Raw genomic sequence first — 21947 nt, 5'->3', positions numbered from 1 at the left:
ATGACGACGATCGCAACTGTGGAGACCTTCCTGGTCGCGCCCCGCTGGCTGTTCGTCCGGATCGAGACGGAGTCCGGCATCGTCGGCTGGGGCGAGGCGACCTGCGAGGGCCGGTCCGAGACCGTGCGCACAGCCATCGACCAGCTCAGCGAAATGCTCATCGGTCGGGACGCGCTGCGCATCGAGGACCACTGGCAGGTGCTGACCAAGGGGTCCTTCTACCGGGGCGGCCCGATCCTGGCCAGCGCGGTGTCCGGTCTGGACCAGGCGCTCTGGGACATCGCCGGTAAGCACTACGGCGCCCCCGTGCACCAGCTCCTCGGTGGGCCGGTCCGGGACCGGATCCGGGTCTACGGCTGGATCGGTGGTGACGAGCCCGCCGAGATCCGCGACCAGATCAGCGCCCGGATCGAGGCGGGCCTGACCGCGGTGAAGATGAACGCGTCCGGGCGGATGGGCGCGCTCGCCTCGGTCGCCGACCTCGACGCGGTGGTGCAGCGGGTGGCCGTCGCCCGCGAGGTCCTCGGCGACGACCGCGACGTGGCTGTCGACTTCCACGGTCGGTTCACACTCGCCAACGTCCGGCGGGTCGCGCCGCTGCTGGAGCCGTACCGGCCGTTCTTCCTGGAAGAACCGGTGGTTCCGGAGAACTCGCACCTGATCGGTGAGGTCGTCCGCTGCACCACCACCCCCATCTCGACGGGGGAGCGGCTCTACAGCCGGCAGGAGTTCCTGCCCGTGTTGCAGGCCGGCATCGCCGTGGCCCAACCGGACCTCGCGCACGCCGGCGGCATCACCGAGGTTCGCAAGATCGCCACGTTGGCCGAGCTGTACGACGTGCAGCTGGCCCCGCACTGCCCGCTCGGGCCGATCGCCCTCGCCGCCTGCCTCCAGGTCGGCTTCGCCACGCCCAACTTCCTGATCCAGGAACAGAGCATCGGCATCCACTACAACCAGGGCGCCGAGGTGCTCGACTACTGCCTCGACCAGACCCCGCTGACCTTCGTCGACGGGTACGTGCAGCGGTTGACAGCGCCCGGTCTCGGCATCGAGATCGACGAACACGCCGTGCGGACCGCTGACAAGCGCGGGCACGCCTGGCGCAGCCCGACCTGGCGGCACCCCGACGGCTCCTACGCGGAGTGGTGAGACCCCGACCGGCAAGAACGAAAGGCACCCCGTGAAGATCGTCGCAGCAGACATCATCGTGACCAGCCCCGACCGGAACTTCGTCACCCTCAAGATCACCACTGATGAGGGCATCACCGGTCTGGGCGACGCCACGCTCAACGGCCGCGAGCTCTCCGTCGCCTCGTACCTGCGCGACCACGTCGCCCCGCTGCTGATGGGACGGGACCCGCACCGGATCGAGGACACCTGGCAGTTCCTGTACCGGTCGGCGTACTGGCGGCGCGGCCCGGTCACCATGGCGGCCATCGCCGCGGTGGATGTCGCGCTGTGGGACATCAAGGCCAAGGCCGCCGGCATGCCGCTGTACCAACTGCTGGGCGGCGCGTCGCGCACCGGCATCATGGCGTACGGGCACGCGTCGGGGCGGGACATCCCCGAGCTGTTCGACTCGATCCGTCGCCACCTCGACGAGGGCTTCCGGTCGATCCGGGTGCAGACCTCGGTGCCGGGGATCAACGCGGTCTACGGCGTGGCCGCCCAACCCAGTTCCACCGGCCAGCGCTACGACTACGAGCCTGCCCAACGCACCCCGCTGCCCGCCGAGGAGGACTGGGACACCCGCGCGTACCTGCGCCACCTGCCGACGGTCTTCGAGGCGGTGCGCGGCGAGTTCGGCCCGGAGTTGCCGCTGCTGCACGACGGTCACCACCGGATGACCCCGATCCAGGCCGCCAAGCTCGGCAAGGCCCTCGAACCGTACGACCTGTTCTGGCTGGAGGACTGCACCCCGGCCGAGAACCAGGAGGCGCTGCGGCTGGTCCGCCAGCACACCACCACCCCGCTGGCCATCGGTGAGGTCTTCAACACGGTCTGGGACTACCAGACCCTGATCCGGGAGCAGTTGATCGACTACGTCCGGTCCGCTGTCACCCACACCGGCGGCATCACCGCCATGCGCAAGCTGCTCGACTTCGCCGCCCAGTACCAGATCAAGTCGGGCATCCACGGCCCCACCGACATCTCCCCGGTGGGCATGGCCGCGGCGCTGCACCTGGACCTGGCCATCCACAACTTCGGGATCCAGGAGTACATGAAGCACACCCCGCTGGCCAACGAGGTGTTCCGGCAGTCGTTCACCTTCACCGACGGCTACCTGCACCCGGGCGACCAGCCCGGGCTCGGGGTGGAGCTCGACGAGGAGGCGGCGGCGCGGTTCCCGTACGAGCCGGCGTACCTGCCGTTCAACCGGCTCAAGGACGGCACGGTTCATGACTGGTGAGCGGCGCGGCGCCCGGCCCACCCGGCATGTCGTGGTGATGGGCGTCTCCGGGGCCGGCAAGACCACTGTGGCGCGGGGGATCGGCGCGGCGACGGGGCTGACGTTCGCCGAGGCGGACGAGTTCCACTCCCCGCAGAACGTGGCGCGGATGCGCTCGGGCGTACCGCTGGACGACACCACCCGGTGGCCGTGGCTGCGGGACATCGCCGGGTGGATCGCCGATCGCGGCGCGGAGGGCCGCTCGACGGTGCTGGCCTGCTCGGCGTTGAAGCGGTCGTACCGGGACGTGCTCCGCCAGGGCCCGCTCCGGGTGGACTTCGTGCACCTGGACGGGCCGGTGGAGGTCATCCGCGCCCGATTGGCCCGGCGCGAGGGGCACTACATGCCGGCCAGTCTGCTGGAGTCGCAGCTCGCCACGCTGGAGCCGGCCGAGCCGGACGAGTCGGTGCTCGTACTCGATGTCTCGCTGCCCCCGGAAGCCCTGGTCACGGCGGCCGTCAAGGGTCTTGGTCTGCCCGCTTCTGTGCCGGTGGGGGAGCACCGGGACCGCGCATCCAACCCCACTTCGGGGGCATGTTAGGTTAGCCTGCCCTAATCATAAGTGGAGTCTGTCGCCGTGCCCTCATCGATCCGAGCATGACAGCCGCCGAGACCACCGGTGGCGTGGTGCTCCGTCGCGCGCTGCGTCGACAGCGGGCCCGGGTGGCCGCCGGCATCGCGTTGCTCTGCACCCACCAGGCCACCGAAGCCCTGGTCCCGGTGGCCATCGGCGTGGTCATCGACCGTGCGGTGGCCACCGGGGACGTCCGTGCCCTGCTGCTCTCGCTGGCCGGCCTGGCCGCCCTGTTCACAGTGCTCGCCTTCGCCTACCGGGCCGGCGCGCGACTGGCGTTCGCCGCCGTCGAACACGAGGCGCACGCCACCCGGGTCGAGATCGTCCGCAGCGCCCTCGACCCGCGCGGACGCCGATCGGGCATGCGCGACGGCGAACTGCTGTCCGTGACGGCCTCCGACGCCGAACTGTCCGCACTCGTCGTGCGGGTCGCGGGACTCACCGCCGCGGCGCTCACCGCCATCGTGGTCGCGGCCGTCGCGCTGCTCGTCGTCGACATTCCTCTCGGCCTCGGGGTGCTCATCGGCGTACCCCTGCTGGTCGTCGCCCTCCAGCGGATGGCACCGCTGCTCACCCGGCGCAGCACGTCGCAGCAGGAGGCGCTCGCCGCCACGACCGCCCTCGCCGTCGACCTCGTCAGCGGCCTGCGCGTGCTGCGCGGCATCGGCGCACAGGACCACGCCGCCCGCCGGTACGCGGGAGCCAGCCGACACGCGCTCGACGTCACCCTGCGCGCCGCCACCACCAAGGGTCTGCACCTCGGGCTCACCACCACCGTCAACGGCCTCTTCCTCGCCACGGTCGCCGGATTCGCCGGTTGGCTCGCGCTACAGGGCCGGCTCACCATCGGCGAGCTCGTCGCCGTGGTCGGGCTGGCCCAGTTCATCGCCGAGCCGGTGCAGACGCTCGGGTACTGCGTCCAGTTGTTCGCCATGGCCCGAGCCTCCGCGGGCCGGGTCGCCCGGGTCCTCGGCGCCGCGCCGGTCGTCCAGCCGGGCGACGCCGGGCCGCCCGCCCCGAGCCCGTCCCGGCTCGCCCTCGACGGGGTCTCGTACGCGGGCCTCGACGACGTCAACCTGCGCGTCCGCGCCGGTGAGATCCTGGGCGTGCTCGCCTACGACCCGAGCGAGGCCGAGGCGCTGGTCGCGCTGCTGGCCGGTCGGGTGCCCCGCGCGGACCACCGGGGGACGGTCCGCGTCGACGGCGTGCCCGCCGACGAGTTGCACATCGACGCCGCGCGCGCCGTGGTCCTGGTCGAGCAGCATGACGTGGCGCTGTTCGAGGGGACGCTGCGCGCCAACCTCAGCGCCGGCGCCTCCGTCGACGACGAGGTGCTGCGTGCCGCCGTGCGGGCTGCCGCAGCCGAGGACGTGCTCGCCGCGCACCCACACGGGTTCGACCGGCTGCTCACCGAACGCGGGGCGAACCTCTCCGGTGGGCAGCGGCAGCGGATCGGGCTGGCAAGGGCTCTCGTAGCGGACCCGCCGGTGCTGGTGCTGCACAACCCCACCACGGCGATCGACGCGGTGACCGAGGGGTCGCTCGCCACCAGGCTGGCCGAAGCGCGCGCGGCGGGCACCCGCGGCACGGTGCTGATCACCACCAGCCCGGTGCTGCTGCGGATCACCGACCGGGTCGCGGTGATCGCCCGGGGACGGGTCGTCGCCGAGGGTCCGCACGAGCGGTTGCTCGCCAGCGACGCCCGCTACCGGGAGGAAACCCTGCGATGACGTCCGAGCCGATCACCCGGCACCTGCTGCCGACGGCCACCGGCCGGCAGACCTGGGCCGCCCTCCGTACCGAGCTGGCGCTCCTGCCGGGGCTCAGCGCCGTCGCCGGCACGTTGCTGATCGCCGCCGCCGCGACCGGGCTGGTCGCCCCCTGGGTCCTCGGCCGCCTCGTCGACGACGTCATCGCCGGGACCGACACGTCTCGGGTGGTGGCCTGGGCCGGCGTGATCGCGGGCGCCGCCGTGCTCGCAGGGCTCCTCACCGCGGTCGGGGCGGCGGTCGCCGCGCGCCTCGGCGAGACCGTGCTGGCCCGGCTCCGGGAGCGGGTCCTCGACCGCGCCCTGCACCTGCCCTCGGCCACCCTGGAGCGAGCCGGGACCGGGGACCTGGTGGCCCGTGCCGGCGACGACGTGGCAGTGGTGACGAATGTGATCGCCACCAGCGGCCCCGCCTTCCTCGGCGCGCTGCTGTCCGTCGTGCTGACCGCGGCGGGGCTCTTCGCCCTCGACTGGCGGCTCGGCATCGCCGGCTTGGCCGCGGCCCCGGCGTACGCGGTGGCGCTGCGCTGGTACCTCAAGCGGTCGGTGCCGTACTACGCCCGCGAGCGGGTGGCGACGGGCGAGCGCGCGCAGGCGACGGCCGAGGCGCTGCGGGGCGCCGCCACCGTACGCGCCTACCGGATGGAGGACGCCCACGTCGCGCGGATCGCGGAGCGCTCCGGCGTCGCCCGCGACCTGTCACTGGAGATCTTCGGTCTCTACACCCGCTTCGGGCTGCGCATCAACCGCTCGGAGTTCGTGGGGCTCGCCGCCGTGCTGCTCGCCGGCTTCCTGCTGGTACGCGGTGACCTGGCCACCGTCGGCGCCGCCACCACTGCCGCCCTCTACTTCCACCGCCTCTTCAACCCCATCGGCCTGCTGCTGTTCGAGTCGGACTCGGTGTTGCAGGCCGGGGCCAGCCTGGCCCGACTCGTCGGGGTCACCACCCTGCCGGACACCGCGACCCGCGCCGGCACCGAGCCCGACCGCCGCGATCGGGGCGTACCGGCGGCGCTGGAGGTGACCGTCGGGCAGCACCGCTACGACGACGGGCCGGTGGTGCTGCGGGACATCGGCCTGCGTCTCGCCCCCGGGGAGCGCGTCGCCCTGGTCGGCGCGAGCGGCGCGGGCAAGAGCACCCTCGCCGGCATCATCGCCGGCATCATCGCGCCCACCGACGGCGCGGTGACCCTGCGCGGCGTGCCGCTGACACAGCTCGACGAGCACCGCCTCCGTCGCGAGATCGCCCTGATCAGCCAGGAGGTGCACGTCTTCGCCGGGCCACTCGCCGACGATCTGCGTCTCGCCGACCCGGACGCCACCGACGCCGAGATCGCCGACGCCCTCGACCTCGTCGGCGCCAGCGAGTGGGTGCGGACCCTGCCGGAGGGCCTCGCCACCGCGGTGGGGGAGGGTGGGCGGCAGCTCACCTCGGCTCAGGCGCAGCAGCTCGCGCTGGCCCGCCTCATCCTCGCCGATCCGGCCGTCGCGGTCCTCGACGAGGCCACCGCCGAGGCGGGCAGCGCGGGCGCGCGCGACCTCGACCGTGCCGCCGTGGCGGCCACCGAGGGCCGTACCACGCTGATCGTCGCCCACCGACTCAGCCAGGCGGCCGCCGCGGACCGCATCGTCGTCCTCGACCAGGGGCGCGTCGCCGAGCACGGCACGCACGCCGAACTGCTCAGGGCCGGGGGCGGGTACAGCCAGCTGTGGCGCTCGTGGAGCATGCCCGACCCCGCGGTCCCCAGAGAACGCCAGAGCGCGGACCAGCCCGTCCGGAGCTGAGCGGCCCCGGTTCCCGTCAGCTCGGACATCCGCGAGATCAGTCGAACGTGGGACCTCCGGGAACTTTTCCACCCTGGCCGGCGACCACCAGAGTGCGCGGCCGACCGGCGGCGTTCCGACGACGGCATCTCGGCATGAGGGAGCGCCCGTGGCACACAGGACGGTGGTCCGTGCGGAACGGCGTCGCTGACGACGACCAGGTGACCAGGTGGGCGCGGGAGGCGGGCCAGGGAGACCGGCAGGCCGCCACGGCGTTCATCAGGGCACTTCAGGACCAGGTCTGGCGGTTCCTGTCGCACCTGGCCGGCCCGGGAGAGGCCGACGACCTGACCCAGGAGACGTTCCTACGGGCAATTCGCAACCTGCCCGGCTTCGCCGGCCGCTCGTCGGCCCGTACCTGGGTGTTCACCATCGCTCGGCGCGTTGCCGTGGATCACGTCCGGACGGCGGTGGCCCGGCCGAGGATGGCGTCGGTGCCGGACTGGCAGGCGGCGGCCGAGGCCGCCGGTGCGATCATCGCCGGTGCCGACGAGGGTGTGACCCTGCACCAGTTGATCGCCGGACTGACCCCGGAGCGCCGCGAGGCGTTCGTCGCCACCCAGGTGCTCGGTCTGTCCTACGCCGAGGCGGCAGACGTCTGCCAGTGCCCCGTCGGCACGATCCGTTCCCGGGTCGCCCGGGCGCGCGAGGATCTCGTCGCCGCCTGGCAGGCCGACACCGACCCGAGCCACGGGCGACGAACCGGCTGAGGGTGGATACTGCCGCAATGACTGTGCGGCGTTCCCTGTTTCTGCACTCGGAGTTGCGCCGTCGGCCGTACGACCTGCTGCGGTCGATGCTGGCCCAGGTCGACCCGGCCACGCCGCCGAACGGACCGGACGGGCCGGTGGCCGTCCTCGAACGGCGCGTGGCATCCCTGCTCGGCGCGGACGAAGCGCTGTTCTTCCCAACCGGGACGATGGCGCAGCAGGTGGCCCTGCGCATCCACGCCGACCGGCGCGGCCGGCGGGCCTTCGCCGCCCATCCGCAGTGTCACCTGGAGGTCTGGGAGCAGCAGGGGTACGCCGTGGTGCACGGGCTGCGCTTCCAACCCGTCGGCGACCGCCACCGGTTGATGACCCTGGCCGATCTGGCCGCCGTCGCCGAACCGCTCGCTGCCGTGCTGTGGGAGCTGCCGCAACGGGACATCGGGGGGCTGCTGCCGGAGTGGGACGACCTCGTCGCGCAGACCGCGGCGATGCGCGACCGTGGTGCCGCCGTCCACCTCGACGGCGCGCGCCTGTGGGAGGCGCAGACGTACTACCAGCGGCCGTTCGCCGAGATCGCCGCGCTGTTCGACAGCGGGTACGTCTCGTTCTACAAGGGACTTCAGGGTGTCGGCGGTGCCGCACTCGCCGGAGACGCCGACCTGGTTGCCGAGGCACGGGTGTGGCGCCGGCGGCTCGGCGGCGACGTCTACGACGCGTGGCCGCTGGCGCTCACCGCGCTGCACGGCCTGGACACCGTGCTGCCCCGACTGCCGGCACACCGGGAGCACGCGCTGGCGATCGCGGCGGCCATCAACGCCGACGGGGCGGCCCGTGCCTTCCCGGACCCACCGCAGACGCCCCTCTTCCACGTCCACCTTCCCGTCGGCCCGGAGGCCGCGACGCGGGCCGCCGACGCCCTGCTCGCCGCCGACGGGGTGCAGCTGTTCGGCCGCGTACGCTCCGCGCCAGCCCCGGACCGGTGCTCGTTCGAGGTCAGCGTCGGTGAGAACGCCATGGAACTCGCCCCCGACGAGGTCGTCTCGCTCATCCACGAGCTGCTACGACACGCCACCTGACATTGATCTGGCACGGTCGGGTGGCGCCGTGGGCGCCCCCGGCCCCATGCTCCTCAACTCTGTACGTAGCGGATTCCCGTCCAGCGGTAGGTGCGCTCCACCGGCACCTCGGGATCGGCGTACTTCTTGGTCGAGGAGATGACCAGTCGTCCGCCGGCGACCTTCACATCGTTGACCACCTCGGCCACGGGCCCGACCCAACTGCCCACCAGCTGGCCGCTGCGCCCGGTGACGACCAGGACCTGACCAGAGCCGTCCTCGTCGCCGGGGCCGGCCAAACAGGACCCGTACACGACCGCCTCGTCGCGACCGTCGCCGTTCAGGTCACCGAACGTCGCGGCGCGGTCGTCATGGTACGAGGGGGCGATCCTGATGTGCGGAGCGTCGCCCGACTTGCCGCCCCTGCCATCGACGAACCGGATTCTACCCGTCAGACATTCGTCGCCCGTCGACGCCGTCATGGTGATCGTGGCGTTCGCCCAGTCGACGCCGCGCACGCTCACCGGCGTCGGAGCGCTGCCGGTCCCGCTCGGTGTGCCGTTCGGTGACGCCGACCGCGAGCGGGTCGACGGGCCGGGTGGTGTCGAGGGTGACGTCGTCGCCGGTGTGGGCGGTGTCGTCGGCATGGGGGAGACGCTCACCGACGGTGTCGGTGTGGGCCCGATGACCGGTGGGTCCCGGTCCGGATCGGGACCAGGCCCGGTGATCACTCCGATGCCCCCGGCGATGACCGACACCACCGCGGCGAAGGACAGCATCACCTTCGTCGTGGTGCGACGCCGGGCCCGGCCCACGATCACGTTGGCCGAGGGCGCGGTGAACGAAAGGTGGCCGGTCTCGGCGTACGACCGCAGCATGAAACCGGTGACGTCGTCTCGACCGGGATCCGGCTCGGCGGGTGTCACGACGTGACCGCCTCTCCGCTCGACGTTTCGCTGAAATGTTCCGCCAGTTTCGCGCGGCCGCGGCGCAGCCACGACAACACCGTGCCCTGGGGTACGCCGAGGGTGGCGGCTATCTCGGCGGTCGGCAGGTCGGCGATGTAGTGCAGCACGATCACCCGGCGCTGCCGCTCCGGCAGCGTACGCAGGGCGGCGACCAGCGCCACGTGGTCCGGCTGGACCCCTGGCACGGGTGGCACGAGGGGCTGGCGGCGTAACGCGCGGGCCGCGACGGTGAGACGGCGAAGCCGGTTGGTGGCGAGGTTCCAGGCCACCCGGCGCACCCATGCCACCGGATCGTCGTACGAGGAGATGTCGCGCCATTTCTGCCAGGCCCGCAGGAACGCCTCCTGGCTCACGTCCTCCGCCTCGGTCCGGTCACCCAGATATGCGTGGATCTGCGCGCTGACCCGGCCGTACCAGGTCTGGAAGAACCGGTCGAAGGCGGCACGCTCGTCCGGCTGGTCGCCTCGCACGGCACCTCCTACGCTCGCGGATCACCCACCACAGACACACGCCGGGCCGGCCGCCGATTGCACCTGGCCCGCGTGCAATCGGCAGGACCGCTGCGGTGTGTCCCAGGTAGAGCTTTCCCACCCACCATCCTGGAGGACTCGTGATCCGTACCGGCCTCGTCACGACCGTCACCGCACTCACGCTCAGCACACAGGCATGCGCGGCCCCCGCGGAGGACGTCCCCGCCACACCTGCCGCGAACGCGACGGCGTCACCGTCGGCGCCGTCGAGCCCGCCGGCGTCACCGTCCGGGGAGGGTGTGTCGCCGTCGGGCGGCGGCGTCTTCTCGGGTAAGCGCAAGGTAGCCATCTCGATGGAGTCGGGGCCGCCGGCATACCTTGTCGTCGGGGCCGACGGCAAGGTCGTCGGCAACGTGCGGTTGACCGAGCGCAGCGTCTTCGTCCCCGTCCCGGCCGGTGCCCGTCACCAGATCAGGACCGCCTTCGCCGACAACTCGTGCGTGGGGGTACGCCGCAACGCCGGCGGGCCGCCGACCCTCGTGGTCGCCGTCTGCGCCCCCGAGGCGGAGGGGCAGCTCTTCCGCTTCGTCCAGACCGACGAGCGGGACAGCGAGGGCCGGCGGACCTACCGGATCGAGAGCACGTCCGGACCCGTCACCTTCGACTCGCTCAACGGGCTGCACGTCCAGGATCCCGACAACACAGCTCGCGCCACCGGATTCGCGGTGATCGACCGGGGACCAGCCTGATCAGGCCGATCGCCGGTCGGCGCCACCGTGGCGTCATCCCAGGCGGGCCTCGATGGTCTCGATGATGCGCGGCCGCAGCTCGGCGGCGCGGATGACGGCGTCCACCGAGCCGACCTCGACGGCCCGGTGGATGTTGTGCACCCGGTCGAACTCGGCGGCCACCTCGCTGAGTTTCTCCGCGCGCACCGACGAGCGCAGCTCGTCGAGTTCCGCAGTCAGCGCGGCGCGTTCGGTGCCGGCCGAGGCGGCGGTGCGGGCCTCCAGGTCCCGCACCCGTGGGTCGGCCGCCGTACGGGCGTTGACGTCGGCGGAGAACACCACAGCGGCGGCGGGTGCGCCACCGAGCACGGAGGCGAACGAGCCCTCCAGCGCCAGCACCGTCATGTTCGGGTTCAGCGCCTTCGAGAACACCACGAACGCACCGCCGTGGTAGCGCGAGATCACGCAGAAGACGATGGGCCCCCGGAAGTTCACGATCGCCCGGCCGATCTCGGCGCCGTACTCCAGTTGCAGCTTGCGCATCGACTCCGGTGAGCCGTCGAAGCCGGACAGGTTCGCCAGCACGACGAGCGGCCGGTTGCCGCTGGCCGCGTTGATCGCCCGCGCGGCCTTCTTCGACGAGCGGGGGAACAGCGTGCCCGCCGTGTAGGTGTCCGGGCCGTCGGTGGGCGGGAAGCCGTGGCGGGGCACCGACCGGGACTCGATGCCGAGCAGGCAGACCGGGATGCCACCGAGGTGGACGTCCTGCACGACAGCGGTGTCCGCGTCCGCCATGCCGGCCCAGCGCTCCAGCACCGGGTGGTCCTGGTCGGAGAGGGCCCGCATCACCGTACGGATGTCGAACGGCTTCTTGCGGTCCGGGTTGGACTCGACGGAGAAGATCTCCCCGACGGTGGCGAAGGCGCTGCCCGCCACGTCGTGCGGGAAGTCGGAGATGTCGCGGTCGGCCGGGTCGGTGGTGACCGCCCGCCGGGGCGCGTCCTCGCCGGGCGCGACGTACGTGTGGTCGTAGTGCGCCATCACCACGTCCCGTGCGGCCGTCAGGTTCGGCGCCCAGTACTGCGCCTGCCCGTTCGGCCCCATCACCCGGTCGTAGCCGCCGATGCCGAAGTTGTCCTCGGCGGACACACCACCGGAGAAGTCGAGCGACTGCTTGCCGGTGAGCACCATCGCCGAGTCGGGCGTCATCACCAGGATGCCCTTGGTGTGCATGAGCATCGTCGCCTCGGCGTTCCAGTACGGCTGCGCGCCGACGTTGATGCCCGCGACCACGATGTTGATCTCACCGCCGGCCTGGGTGAACTCGACGATCCGCTTGAGCGCGGCGGCCACCCAGTCCATGTTCTCCGTACCGGAGGTCGTCGAGATCCGGGCTCCGGCGGACAGTGCCCACCACTCCAGCGGCACCTGCATCCGCTCGGCCAGGTCCAGTGCGGCGATCACGCGCCGGCACTCCGGCTCCGACAGGGCGCCCAGCGACTTCGTCGGGTCGCCGAGCAGCACCACCCGGGTGACACCCTGCGGGTGGCGCTCGGTTGGCGTGGTGACCACCCCGGCGACGATGGCGGCGCTGTTGCGCCCCTTCGGCCGGTCCACCGGCACCAACACGTGGTCGTCGTCGAGGTCGTGCTCGACGAAGTCGCCGAGCCGGCCGGTCAGCTCGTACGGGTACACGGTGTTGCGGCTGCTGGCCCGCAGCACCTTGAGTCGGTACTCGTCGAGCGGCTCGATCGGCTCGACCGGCGGCTCCCCGACGGCCAGCTCGGCGCCGCCCGCGGCGTCGAACGAGATCCGTACGGCGATCTTGGTCAGCTCGCCGGTCCGGCGGTCGCGCTGGCGCGCGATGAACAGGATCTCCTCCAGGCCGGCGCCCGCGGTCGTCGGGCGGACCCGCCCGGCGATCATCTCCATCTCCTCGCGGGTCAGCTCGCTCGGCGGCCACACGTAGACCACGATGCGGTTGGTGTTGAAGCGCGTCTTCGACGGCCGCCGCGACTGGGCGCGGCGGATCGAGTCGAGGCAGGCGGCGATGGCGTCCTCGGTCGTCGGCAGCGCGACCAGGCGGCCGTCCTGCTCGCGAAGCTCGGTCAGGTCACGCACCTGCGCGAACGCGACGAGGCGCTCGTCGGCGCGGTTCTCCCGGGCCACGCACTGGAAGAGGTAGACCTCCTCGTCCGACGACGGCAGCCGGGTCAGGTCGAACTTGTGCAGCCGCTCCAGCTGCATCCGCTGCGCGATGTACGGGTGCAGCCCACGGATCAGCCGGTCCTCGGCCAACTGCGCGCCGGACGGGCGGAAGGTGAAGTGGTGGTGCATCACCGCCCCGCCACGACCCGCGACGGTGGTGGTGACCCGACGGACCTGGGGCGGCAGCGGGTGCGCGGCGATGACCTCGGCCAGCGCGGCCGCCATCGCGTCGAAGTCCTCCGGCTGGTTCTCCCAGCCGAGGTAGATGTCGGCGTCCACGGCGTCCTCGCCGGTGGCCAGCTCGGCCAGCCCACGCAGGGCGCTGCCCAGCGCGTCGAAGCTGACCGCGGCGGAGACCACGCTGGAGTCGGCGCGCTCGGCGACCACGAACGTGCAGCCCGCGACCTCGCGGGTGAGCACGCTGGTGAGCGACCGGTTTCCGTAGTACCGCCGGGTCAGCACCTCCAGCATGACCGCGTTGTCGAGGTGGTCGCGGACGAGCCGCTGGCCGAGCAGCCGGACCAGCGGTTCGGTGCTGCGCACCATCTCGGCGATGCGCTCGGCGCGGTCCGGCGCGTCCGGGTGCGCGTCGAGGTGCCGCAGGTGCCCACGGACCTCGGCGTAGACGCGGGCGCGGTTGCGGCGCAGCAGCGGCTGGGCGAACCAGGCGAACACCACGCCGCGGGCGAGGTCCGCGACCACGGGGAATCGGACCTGCGTCGCGGCGATCAACCGCTCCAGCGCGAGGCCGGCCGGCTCGCGCAGCGTCTCGTCCGGCGGGGTCTCCCGCAGCCACGCGCGCAGCAGCGTCGCGATGACCTGCGCGTCCGCGGAGGCGCGCTGCTGGGCGAGGAAGATCCGGAAGACGGCGGCTTCGAGGGCGGGGGTGCGGTCCAGGTCGGTGACGCCGTACCGGCCGAGGGCCTTGCCGAGCCTGGTCTGGAAGGCGTCCGGCAGCCCGGCCCGCTCGACGTCGAGGCTTTGCAGGTACGTGTGAAAGTACTCCCGGGCGCTGTGCACGTGCGCCGCGCCGCCGTCCTCGCCCGTCGGCCGGTTGCGGCTCAGTTCGGCGAGATCGGCGAACACCTCGATGAGGTCGAGTTCGGCGGCCAGGGGCCGCTGACCGGCTTCGGTGGCCGCCCGCCGCGCGGTGAGGTAGTCGTCGAGCACCCGGCGGTCGTCGTGCGGGTCGACGTCGAAACCGAGGAGCAGACCCCGCAGGTCCTCCTGGCCGCGCCTGCTGCGCTCCTCCGCCGGGATGTCCGCGGCGGCGGTGGGCAGGTCCAGTTCGACGGTCTCGGTGCTCGAGTCGTCAGCGGTCTCCTCGGCGTCGTCCGCGAGCGGCTCCAGGCGCAGCAGCGGCGCACCGGCCTCCACCTGGCTGCCCACCGACACGGCGCACTCCTTGAGCCGCGCCTTGAACGGCGCCCGCAGCACCGTCTCCATCTTCATCGCTTCCAGCACCAGCACCGGCGCGCCTGCCTCGACCTCCGCGCCGACCTCCAGCGGCGTGGCGACGACCAGCGCGGGCATCGGGGAACGCAGGACGCCACCCTCGTCCCGGCTGACCCGGTGCGTCACGCCGTCCACCTCGACCAGGTGGGTCGGCCCGTACGTGCCGGTGAGCAGGCGGTAGCGGATGCCGTTGACGACGATCTGACCGGTGTGCCGGTCGAAGCGGTCGAGCTCGACGTCGGCGGTGCGTACGACGGGGCCGGTCTCGATGCCGACCCGGAACCGGTGCGCGCCGACCCGCGCCACCCGGGTGCGGTAGCCGACGCCGCGCAGCTTGAGATCCAACGGTCGGCCGCTGGCGTGCTGCACCTGCGGGCGCCCGCCGGCCGCCGTCGACAGCAGCCGCTGCCGCTCGACGCGCTCCTCCTCCTCGTACGCCTCGATGGCGGCGGCGGCCAGGGCGACAGCGGAGTGGCGGTGCGTGACGAGGCGGCCCTCGCCGCGGACGCGGTCGATCCAGCCGGTGTCCGCGCTGGCGTCGATCACCTCGGGCTGGTCGAGCAGGTCGAGCACGAAGCTCTTGTTCGTCGCCCCACCTTCGATGATCACCGTGGTGTTCGCCATCGCCCGGCGCAGCTTGCCGAGCGCCTCGTCGCGGTCCCGGCCGTACGCGATGATCTTCGCGATCATCGAGTCGAAGTCGGCCGGGATGGTGTCACCCTCGCTGACGCCGGTGTCCACCCGGATGCCGGGGCCGCTGGGCAGGTCCAGCCGGGCGATGCGGCCGGGGGACGGGGCGAAGTCGCGGTCGGGGTCCTCGGCGTTGAGCCGCGCCTCGATGGCGTGCCCGCGCTCGGCCGGCGGCGCACCTTCGAGGCGCCCGCCGGAGGCGACGTGCAGCTGCGCCTTGACCAGGTCGAACCCGGTGGTCAGCTCGGTGATCGGGTGCTCGACCTGGAGGCGGGTGTTGACCTCGAGGAACGCGAACAACCGGTCCCCGGGGTGGTAGAGGAACTCGACGGTCGCCGCGCCTCGGTAACCGACGGCCACGGCCAGCCGCTCGGCCGACGTCTTCAGCTCGGCGGCCTGCGCCGGGTCGAGCACCGGCGACGCCGACTCCTCGATGACCTTCTGGTTGCGTCGTTGCACCGAGCAGTCGCGGACGCCGAGCGCCCACGCGGTGCCCTGCCCGTCGGCGATCACCTGGACCTCGACGTGCCGCGCCCCGGTGACGAGGCGCTCCAGGAACACGATGCCGCTGCCGAACGCCCGTGCCGCCTCCTGGCTGGTGCGCTCGTACGCGTCGACCAGCTCGGCCTCGTTCCTGATCACACGGATGCCGCGCCCGCCGCCGCCGGCGGTCGCCTTCAGCATCAGCGGGTAGCCGACCTCGGCCGCCGAGGCACGTGCGGCGTCCAGGGTCTCGACGGCGCCACGGCTCCACGGCGCGACCGGCACGCCGACCTTCTCGGCGATCAGCTTCGAGCCGATCTTGTCGCCGAGTTGGCGCATGGCGTCCGCGCTCGGCCCGACGAAGGTGACGCCGATCTTCTCGCACAGCTCGGCGAACGCCGGATCCTCGGCGACGAAGCCCCAGCCGACCCACGCGGCGTCGGCTCCGGTCTCGGTCAGCGCGCGCTCCAGCACCGTCAGGTTGAGGTACGGGCGAGCGGAGGCCGGGCCGAGATCGTAGGCGATGTCCGCTTCGCGGACGAACGTGGCGTTGCGGTCGACATCGGTGTAGAGAGCCACGGTTTCGAGCTGGATGCCGGTCTCCGCGGCCAGCTCGCGGACCGCGTGGATGAGCCGCATGGCGGCTTCACCACGGTTGACGATGGCGACACGGTTGAACACCCGAAGAACCCCTTAGCTAGACCTCGACCTGCGTGCCGGGAGACGACGGCTCCCAGCAGTGATCACCTTTCCGCGTGGCGGCGGCCAGCGCTATGGCGCAACCACCGAACCCACCGTCCCTCAGTTGTAGGAAGTGCACAAAACTTTTTGGCACCCCCGGGGACGCCAACCCGATCCGGCCGCTCCGGCAGTTGATCAAGACGGTGCGGGCGGTTCACGTCCGCCGCCTCCCGCGTTCACCCCCGGGTGATCGGCTGACCAGGAAGATCATCGCCGGTCCGGTCAACCGCCGGCCCGGCTCGACCATCCCGGCCCAGGCCAGGAACGCACCAGGAAAGGAGCGGCAATGAGGGCACCGCACCTCGTACGCCCACGTCTGGCGCTGCTGCTCGCGGCGGGACTCACCGCGCTCGTCACGCCGGCCGGCGTCGCCCATGCCGCGACCGCCACGGTACCCGCGACGGGCGCCCCGACCACCATCACCTCTACCGTGCAGCTCGCCCCCGGCGTCACGTACGGCTCGTTCCAGGTGAGCACGCCCCGGGGCGTCACCGTCGGTTACCTGCTCACCGCCGACCTGAAGAAGAACAAGGTCTCCCTCGACCTGCTGCACCCCGACGCGGTGGCGCAGCGCACTGTGGTCTCGGCGATGACGAACGAGCAGGGTGCCGTCGCTGGCGTCAACGGCGACTTCTTCAACAACAGTGAGACGCACGCCGGCGTCACCCCGACCTACTCGTCGTCCGGTCCGGAGATCGCCGACGGCGAGGAGTTGAAGTTCGCGGTGCCGACCGCGCAGCGTTTCGGCCCCGGCCTGGCCCCGGGTACCTCGACCCGGGACGTGTTCGGCGTCGGCGTGAACGGCCAGGCGCGCGTCGACACCCTGAGCCTGGATGGCGAGGTGCGCAGCGCGAAGGGCACGATCGCGCTGGGCGGCCTCAACCAGTACGCGCTCCCGGTCGACGGCGTCGGCCTGTTCACCGCCGACTGGGGGACCGCCTCCCGGGTCCGGTCCACCTGCGGCACCGACACGAGCCGCAGCGACCCGTGCAGCACCCACACCTACGAGGTGACCGTACGCGACGGTGTGGTGACCGCGGTCGGTCCGACGCCCGGTGCGGGCGCGATCCCGGCCGACACCCAGGTGCTGGTCGGCCGGGAGGGCGGCGCGGACAGGCTCGACGACCTCGCCGTCGGTGACCGGGTACAGGTGCGCGAGAAGCTCGTCTCCGCCGGCAAGCCGAAGCTGACCTTCGCGGTCGGTGGCGCGCCGATCCTGCGCGGCGGCGCGCCGCTGGCCGGCCTGGACACCAAGACCGCAGCGGTACGCAGCGCGGCCGGTGTCAGCCCCGACGGTCGGACCGTGTACCTGGTCGCCCTGGCCGGCCGCGCCCCGGCCAGCGCCGGGTTCACGATCGCCGAACTGGCCGACCTGATGCGCTCGCTGGGCGCGGACGCCGCCGTGAACCTCGACGGCGGCGGGTCGAGCACCGTCGCCGTCCGCGAGCCGGGCCAGGCCGTGGCCACCGCCCGCAACAGCCCATCCGACGGTACGGAGCGTCTGGTCGCCAACGGCATCGGGATCTTCGTCGGCAGACACTGATCGGTGCACAGTTCGAATTCGCCCCGCCCGGTGCCACCGGACGGGGCGAATTCGCGTACCCGGGACGCCGGGCACCCGGATTGTCGGCCCCCGGTCGGACAATGAGGTCGACCGAAGGGACCCGATGACCGTTCTCGACACCCGAGCGCTCAACCGCGCGACGCTCGCCCGACAGTTGCTGCTCGACCGCGCCGACCTGTCGGCAATGGACGCCGTCGCCCACCTCGGTGGCCTCCAGGCCCAGGAGCCGCAGGAGCCGTTCATCGGGCTCTGGTCGCGGCTGCGCGCCTTCGACCCGGCAGCGCTCTCGACCCTGCTGACCGAGCGACACGTGGTGCGAATGCACCTCATGCGCCGCACCGTCCATCTGCTCACCGCCGACGACGCCGTGGCCTGGCGCCCCCGCCACGACGCCATGCTGCGACAGCGGGTGCTCGGGGTCTACCGCGGCGAGCTCGACGGGGTGGACCTCGACGACCTCGCCGCTGCCGCCCTCGCCCTGCTGGCCGACGGTGTGCCCCGCGCGATGTCCGAGATCGGTCGGGCACTTGGCGGACGATGGCCGGCGTCAGACCCGCGGGCCCTGGGCGAGATGGCCGTCGCGCTGCTCCCGATGACGCAACTGCCGCCCCGCGGGCTGTGGCGTGCGAAGGGCGGCGCGCGCTACGTCCTGCTCTCCACGTGGCTCGGCCGGGAGATCCCCCCGCCGACCGCGGCGGGCACCGATTCCGTCGGCCACCTGCTCGTACGCCGCTATCTGGCCGCGTTCGGCCCGGCGGCCACGGCCGATCTGCGTGCCTGGTGTGGCCTCGCCGGGCTGCCGGCGGCGGTGACCGCCCTGCGCGACGAGCTGGTCACCTTCCGGGACGAGCGCGGCCGGAAGCTGATCGACCTCGCCGACGCGCCGCGTCCGGACCCGGAGACACCCGCCCCGGTGCGGTTCCTGCCGGCCTTCGACAACGCGATCCTCGGCTACGACGACCGCAGCCGGATCATCGACGACGCGCACCGTCTCCTCTCGGTGGCCGGCGAGCGTGTGGTGCTCGTCGACGGCCGGGTCGCGGCGACCTGGAGCGTCGAGTCGGGCACGGTGACCGTCAGCCCACTGCGCGCCTTCTCCCGATCGGAGCGGGCCGCCGTGACCGAGCAGGGGCAGGCACTGGCGTCCTTCCTCTCCGACAACGAGAGCGACCGGGCACGGGTCGGTTCGTCTCCCCGGTGACGGACCGGGACGGCCCGACCCCGGGGAGACGAAGAGATCAGTCGACGGTCGGCGGAGCCGTCCTCGCCGCCTCGGCGAGCGCCGCCGCCGCACCGGCGTACGGGTTGTAGCTGTAGGTGCGGGCCAGGCTGGTCGGCACCGTGAAGTAGGCGGCCGACAGTTTCGCCGGGTCGCTGGCGATCTCGCCACGCGCGGGGGCGTCGTTGCCGTCGTCCCAGCCCCAGGGTGCGTTGGCCGAGTTGGTCGAACAGCTCCAGGTGCCGACGCCGCAGTCGCCGGACGTGTCACCGGCGAACGTGCCCAGGCTGGCGAACAGGCTCGCGTTGGATCGCTGCGCCCACAGGCCGCCGGCGGCGAAGATGTCGATCAGTTGATACCGCACGTCGCGGTCGTTGCTGCTGCTCGGCGTCTCGGCGACGGTGGACGGGTAGTAGACCAGGCCGTCGCCGTTGATGTCGTACTGCGGATGTGCCTTGAGGCCGTGGCCCTGCGCCTCCTGCGCCGTCACCGGGTGTTGGAACGTGTCGTGCGGCGACGCCTGGAACCGCAGGGTGCCGTCGATGCTCTCCCCGCCGTTGGTCCAGGTGCTGCCGGTGGGCGTGTACGAGAAGAAGTCACTGTGCGCGACCGTGACGGCCGAGCGGAGGACGCCGTAGGTGGAGCCGTCTCGCTCGATCGCGAACAGCGCGCCCTCACCGTCGTTCTCGTGTTCGGTCTCGAAGAACGGGTGGTCGGTCCAGTCGCGAGGGTGGAAGAAGAAGTACGTGATGTACCAGTGGGTGCTCGTCTCCACGACGGAGTAGTACACGTGCGCGGCGAGGGCGGTGCCTGCCTGGCCAGCCTTGTCCCAGTTGTTGCGTCCGTCCAGGTCGCCGTCGAGGTCGACCCGGGTGAGGTAGTCCGACTGGCCGCTCAGGGCGTGGCTACCGGTGGCATCGACGTCCTGGTAGTGGATGGGCGCCCAGCGGAGGGCCAGCTCGGCCCGGCTGACGGCGGCGTTGGCGGGGGTCGGCGCGGCCAGTGCGGCAGCCGCCAGCGCTGCCGCAGCGCCTGCCGCGATCAGTGCCCTCACCACCCGGGGTCGCCGGGTCGTGCTGCTTGCGTCGAGCATGGTGTGCTCCCGTGTCCGAATGAATAGACCGTGATAGATCATTCGGGCCTCGGGCGCCCTGCGGGTGTCCCTGTGGCGACGAGAAGGCGGACGGTGTTCGACGGGACTGGGATCCGGTTGTATCGATGTTCCTCGACTGCCATGCTGTGGTTCGGTCGTGCTCGGGGAGCCAGCGCGCACCAGATCTCCTCCGGTCCACGGGGCGCGCGAGGTGACCATGTCACCCGTGCCGGGCAGCCCTCGTCGGCGACCGGCACCCGAGCGCGGCACCGGCTACCACATCGGTCATCGGTGCCGGTAACCCACGGAGGTACCGATGCTTCGCATGTTCCTCGCCGTCACCACCATGGCGCTGGCCGCCTGGACCGGGACGACCAACGCTGCCGAAGCGACACCAGCGCCGACGCCGTCGGCCACGCCGACACCGACACCGACCTGTCCACCAGCGTTGCCGATCAGCGCGAGCGTGGCCGGGGCCACCACCACGAGCCTGACCATCTCGTACGTCATCTTCTTCCGCCCACCCTGCGGCTACAACCCGCCGATGACCGTCAGCCTCTTCACCAGCCGCGAGGACGCCCAACAGTGGCGGGCCGCGGTCGCCGAGGGTGTCTCCGGGCCGGAGCTCAACGGTTCGGTGACCATCGACCGGCTGACACCCGACACGGAGTACTGGTACCGGTTCACCGACGCCGAGGGCCGACGGGACCCGTACGTCATCGCCTCGGCCCGCACCGCGTCGCTGACCTCGTGCCGCGCCACGGCCACGATCGATGCCCGCTGGGGGAGCGGCTTCGTCGCGACGGTCACGGTCCGCAACACCGGGACGCTTCCGCTGGACCAGTGGCGCGTCTCCTGGCGGTGGTCCGGTGACGAGCAGGTCCACACGGCCTGGGGTGGGGTGGCCGAGACGGCCGGCTCCGACGTCACCGTTCGCAACGCCTCCTACAACGGGACGCTGGCGCTGGACGGGGCCACCACGTTCGGTCTGCTCGTGACGACCAGCGCGGTGCCCGACGGCCTGACCCTGACGTGCGCGCGGTGAACGACGTCCGCCCCGCTCCGGCGCGATGGCGGGAGCGGGGCGGACGTCGTGTCGGTCAGGGTTTGCGGGCCACCGCGCCGTAGGCGTCGATCCCGACGGCGTCGGGATCCTCCGGTCGCCACAGTGGGATCGGCACCAGGCCCGGCTCCACCATCGTCAGCCCGTCGAAGCAGCTCGCGAGGTCCTCCGGGCTGCGCAGGATGTACGGAACTCCGCCGCTCTGCGCCAGCCGCTCGGCACCCGAGACCACCGCCGGGCTGGTGTTGGTGCCGTCCCAGAGCACCAGGTGGGAGCCGGACGGCACCGCGTCCATCGTGCGCCCGACGATCGAGCGCACCACGTCCAGGTCGGGCTCGTAGCCCATCACGCCCATGTACATCACGGCGATGGGCTGGTCGAAGTCGAGCGTCTGCGCCGCCTCGGCGAGGATCTTCTCCGGGTCGTGGTAGTCGGCCGGGACGTAGGTGGTGACACCCTCCGACGTGGTGCTGGCCAGCAGTGCCCGCGCGTGCACCAGCACCATCGGGTCGTTGTCGACGTAGACGATCCGCGAGTCGGGCGCCACGCCCTGGGCGACCGCGTGCGTGTTCTGCATGGTGGGCAGGCCGGTGCCGATGTCCAGGAACTGCCGGATGCCCGCCTCGGCCGCGAGGTGACGCACGGCCCGCACCAGGAAGACGCGCGACTGCTGCGCCATCAGGACGATCTCCGGGTAGACCTCGGCGACAGCGTCGCCGGCCGCCCGGTCGGACTGGAAGTTGTCCTTGCCGCCCATCCAGTAGTTCCAGATCCGCGCCGCGTGCGGCACGTCGGGCTGAAGCTTCGCGGCGAGTTCGGGGTCCGGGCCGGCCATGCCTGGCTCCTATCGAGGGGTCGTCAGCTGGAGGTCACCACAGCGGTACG

General features: G+C 72.2%; 17 protein-coding genes. 12 read left to right on the top strand and 5 right to left on the bottom strand.

The genetic code is table 11. The features are described 5' to 3' along the window. The 7 genes from dgoD (at nucleotide 1) to ABTW72_RS00865 (ending at nucleotide 8401) form a co-directional block, all read left to right on the top strand. On the top strand, nucleotides 1-1149 hold the full coding sequence (dgoD, locus tag ABTW72_RS00895) for a galactonate dehydratase (RefSeq protein WP_350852442.1): 1149 nt from the start codon (nucleotides 1-3) through the stop codon (nucleotides 1147-1149). A gap of 31 nt (nucleotides 1150-1180) precedes the next feature. Further along, entirely contained in the window at nucleotides 1181-2410 is a 1230-nt protein-coding gene (gene manD / locus ABTW72_RS00890) for a D-mannonate dehydratase ManD (protein ID WP_350852439.1), read from the top strand. Continuing rightward, entirely contained in the window at nucleotides 2400-2990 is a 591-nt protein-coding gene (locus ABTW72_RS00885) for a gluconokinase (protein ID WP_350852436.1), read from the top strand. The genes manD and ABTW72_RS00885 overlap by 11 nt, the downstream gene beginning before the upstream one ends. Nucleotides 2991-3046: 56 nt before the next feature. Next, on the top strand, nucleotides 3047-4753 hold the full coding sequence (locus ABTW72_RS00880) for an ABC transporter transmembrane domain-containing protein (RefSeq protein WP_350852433.1): 1707 nt from the start codon (nucleotides 3047-3049) through the stop codon (nucleotides 4751-4753). After that, a complete protein-coding gene (locus tag ABTW72_RS00875) occupies nucleotides 4750-6576 on the top strand; it encodes an ABC transporter ATP-binding protein (protein ID WP_350852430.1) in 1827 nt (608 codons plus the stop codon). Before ABTW72_RS00880 ends, ABTW72_RS00875 begins: the two co-directional genes overlap by 4 nt. A 170-nt stretch (nucleotides 6577-6746) precedes the next feature. Continuing rightward, on the top strand, nucleotides 6747-7325 hold the full coding sequence (locus tag ABTW72_RS00870; protein WP_350852427.1) for a sigma-70 family RNA polymerase sigma factor: 579 nt from the start codon (nucleotides 6747-6749) through the stop codon (nucleotides 7323-7325). 17 nt (nucleotides 7326-7342) lie between these two features. After that, nucleotides 7343-8401, top strand: coding sequence for a threonine aldolase family protein (locus tag ABTW72_RS00865; RefSeq protein ID WP_350852424.1), 1059 nt, complete (start codon nucleotides 7343-7345; stop codon nucleotides 8399-8401). A 53-nt stretch (nucleotides 8402-8454) separates the two neighbouring features. Here the strand turns inward: ABTW72_RS00865 and ABTW72_RS00860 are convergent, their stop codons facing one another. Then, on the bottom strand, nucleotides 8455-8898 hold the full coding sequence (locus ABTW72_RS00860) for a hypothetical protein (RefSeq protein ID WP_350852421.1): 444 nt from the start codon (nucleotides 8896-8898) through the stop codon (nucleotides 8455-8457). Between ABTW72_RS00860 and ABTW72_RS00855 the strand changes: the two genes are divergently transcribed. Further along, entirely contained in the window at nucleotides 8870-9313 is a 444-nt protein-coding gene (locus ABTW72_RS00855; RefSeq protein ID WP_350852419.1) for a hypothetical protein, read from the top strand. The genes ABTW72_RS00860 and ABTW72_RS00855 overlap by 29 nt on opposite strands. Here ABTW72_RS00855 and ABTW72_RS00850 read toward each other — a convergent pair. Then, a complete protein-coding gene (locus ABTW72_RS00850; RefSeq protein ID WP_350852417.1) occupies nucleotides 9303-9818 on the bottom strand; it encodes an RNA polymerase sigma factor in 516 nt (171 codons plus the stop codon). The genes ABTW72_RS00855 and ABTW72_RS00850 overlap by 11 nt on opposite strands. 353 nt (nucleotides 9819-10171) lie before the next feature. On the opposite strand from ABTW72_RS00850, the gene ABTW72_RS00845 reads away from it, so the two are divergent. After that, nucleotides 10172-10567, top strand: coding sequence for a hypothetical protein (locus ABTW72_RS00845; protein ID WP_350852414.1), 396 nt, complete (start codon nucleotides 10172-10174; stop codon nucleotides 10565-10567). A gap of 33 nt (nucleotides 10568-10600) precedes the next feature. Here the strand turns inward: ABTW72_RS00845 and ABTW72_RS00840 are convergent, their stop codons facing one another. After that, on the bottom strand, nucleotides 10601-16063 hold the full coding sequence (locus tag ABTW72_RS00840) for an ATP-binding protein (RefSeq protein WP_350852411.1): 5463 nt from the start codon (nucleotides 16061-16063) through the stop codon (nucleotides 10601-10603). A gap of 346 nt (nucleotides 16064-16409) precedes the next feature. Here ABTW72_RS00840 and ABTW72_RS00835 point away from each other — a divergent pair, with 346 nt between their 5' ends. Together ABTW72_RS00835 and ABTW72_RS00830 are read left to right on the top strand one after the other, a co-directional pair. Next, nucleotides 16410-17666 (top strand): phosphodiester glycosidase family protein, encoded by a 1257-nt coding sequence (locus ABTW72_RS00835; protein WP_350852408.1) that lies wholly within the window; start codon nucleotides 16410-16412, stop codon nucleotides 17664-17666. A 124-nt stretch (nucleotides 17667-17790) separates the two neighbouring features. Beyond that, a complete protein-coding gene (locus ABTW72_RS00830; protein ID WP_350852405.1) occupies nucleotides 17791-18888 on the top strand; it encodes a winged helix DNA-binding domain-containing protein in 1098 nt (365 codons plus the stop codon). Nucleotides 18889-18925: 37 nt separating this feature from the next. On the opposite strand, the gene ABTW72_RS00825 is transcribed toward ABTW72_RS00830, so the two are convergent. Continuing rightward, nucleotides 18926-19999: a hypothetical protein gene (locus ABTW72_RS00825; RefSeq protein ID WP_350852402.1), complete on the bottom strand. Its 1074-nt coding sequence runs from the start codon at nucleotides 19997-19999 to the stop codon at nucleotides 18926-18928. 316 nt (nucleotides 20000-20315) lie between these two features. On the opposite strand from ABTW72_RS00825, the gene ABTW72_RS00820 reads away from it, so the two are divergent. Continuing rightward, a complete protein-coding gene (locus ABTW72_RS00820; RefSeq protein ID WP_350852399.1) occupies nucleotides 20316-21044 on the top strand; it encodes a cellulose binding domain-containing protein in 729 nt (242 codons plus the stop codon). A gap of 55 nt (nucleotides 21045-21099) precedes the next feature. Here the strand turns inward: ABTW72_RS00820 and ABTW72_RS00815 are convergent, their stop codons facing one another. Then, a complete protein-coding gene (locus tag ABTW72_RS00815) occupies nucleotides 21100-21897 on the bottom strand; it encodes an SAM-dependent methyltransferase (protein ID WP_112620651.1) in 798 nt (265 codons plus the stop codon). Nucleotides 21898-21947: the final 50 nt, after the last annotated feature.

The sequence above is a fragment of the Micromonospora sp. NPDC127501 genome, assembly GCF_040302185.1.
Classification (GTDB): Bacteria; Actinomycetota; Actinomycetes; order Mycobacteriales; family Micromonosporaceae; genus Micromonospora.
The sequence above is the reverse complement of the archived record's forward strand: the minus strand, read 5'-3'. Positions and strand labels throughout refer to the sequence as shown.

Bases quoted from the DNA above. Each gene is read 5' to 3' on its own strand.
- dgoD (WP_350852442.1), top strand. From the start codon at position 1: ATGACGACGATCGCAACTGTGGAGACCTTCCTGGTCGCGCCCCGCTGG.
- ABTW72_RS00885 (WP_350852436.1), top strand. From the start codon at position 2,400: ATGACTGGTGAGCGGCGCGGCGCCCGGCCCACCCGGCATGTCGTGGTG.
- ABTW72_RS00880 (WP_350852433.1), top strand. From the start codon at position 3,047: ATGACAGCCGCCGAGACCACCGGTGGCGTGGTGCTCCGTCGCGCGCTG.
- ABTW72_RS00875 (WP_350852430.1), top strand. From the start codon at position 4,750: ATGACGTCCGAGCCGATCACCCGGCACCTGCTGCCGACGGCCACCGGC.
- ABTW72_RS00865 (WP_350852424.1), top strand. From the start codon at position 7,343: ATGACTGTGCGGCGTTCCCTGTTTCTGCACTCGGAGTTGCGCCGTCGG.
- ABTW72_RS00845 (WP_350852414.1), top strand. From the start codon at position 10,172: ATGGAGTCGGGGCCGCCGGCATACCTTGTCGTCGGGGCCGACGGCAAG.
- ABTW72_RS00835 (WP_350852408.1), top strand. From the start codon at position 16,410: ATGAGGGCACCGCACCTCGTACGCCCACGTCTGGCGCTGCTGCTCGCG.
- ABTW72_RS00830 (WP_350852405.1), top strand. From the start codon at position 17,791: ATGACCGTTCTCGACACCCGAGCGCTCAACCGCGCGACGCTCGCCCGA.
- ABTW72_RS00825 (WP_350852402.1), bottom strand. From the start codon at position 19,999: ATGCTCGACGCAAGCAGCACGACCCGGCGACCCCGGGTGGTGAGGGCA.
- ABTW72_RS00820 (WP_350852399.1), top strand. From the start codon at position 20,316: ATGCTTCGCATGTTCCTCGCCGTCACCACCATGGCGCTGGCCGCCTGG.
- ABTW72_RS00815 (WP_112620651.1), bottom strand. From the start codon at position 21,897: ATGGCCGGCCCGGACCCCGAACTCGCCGCGAAGCTTCAGCCCGACGTG.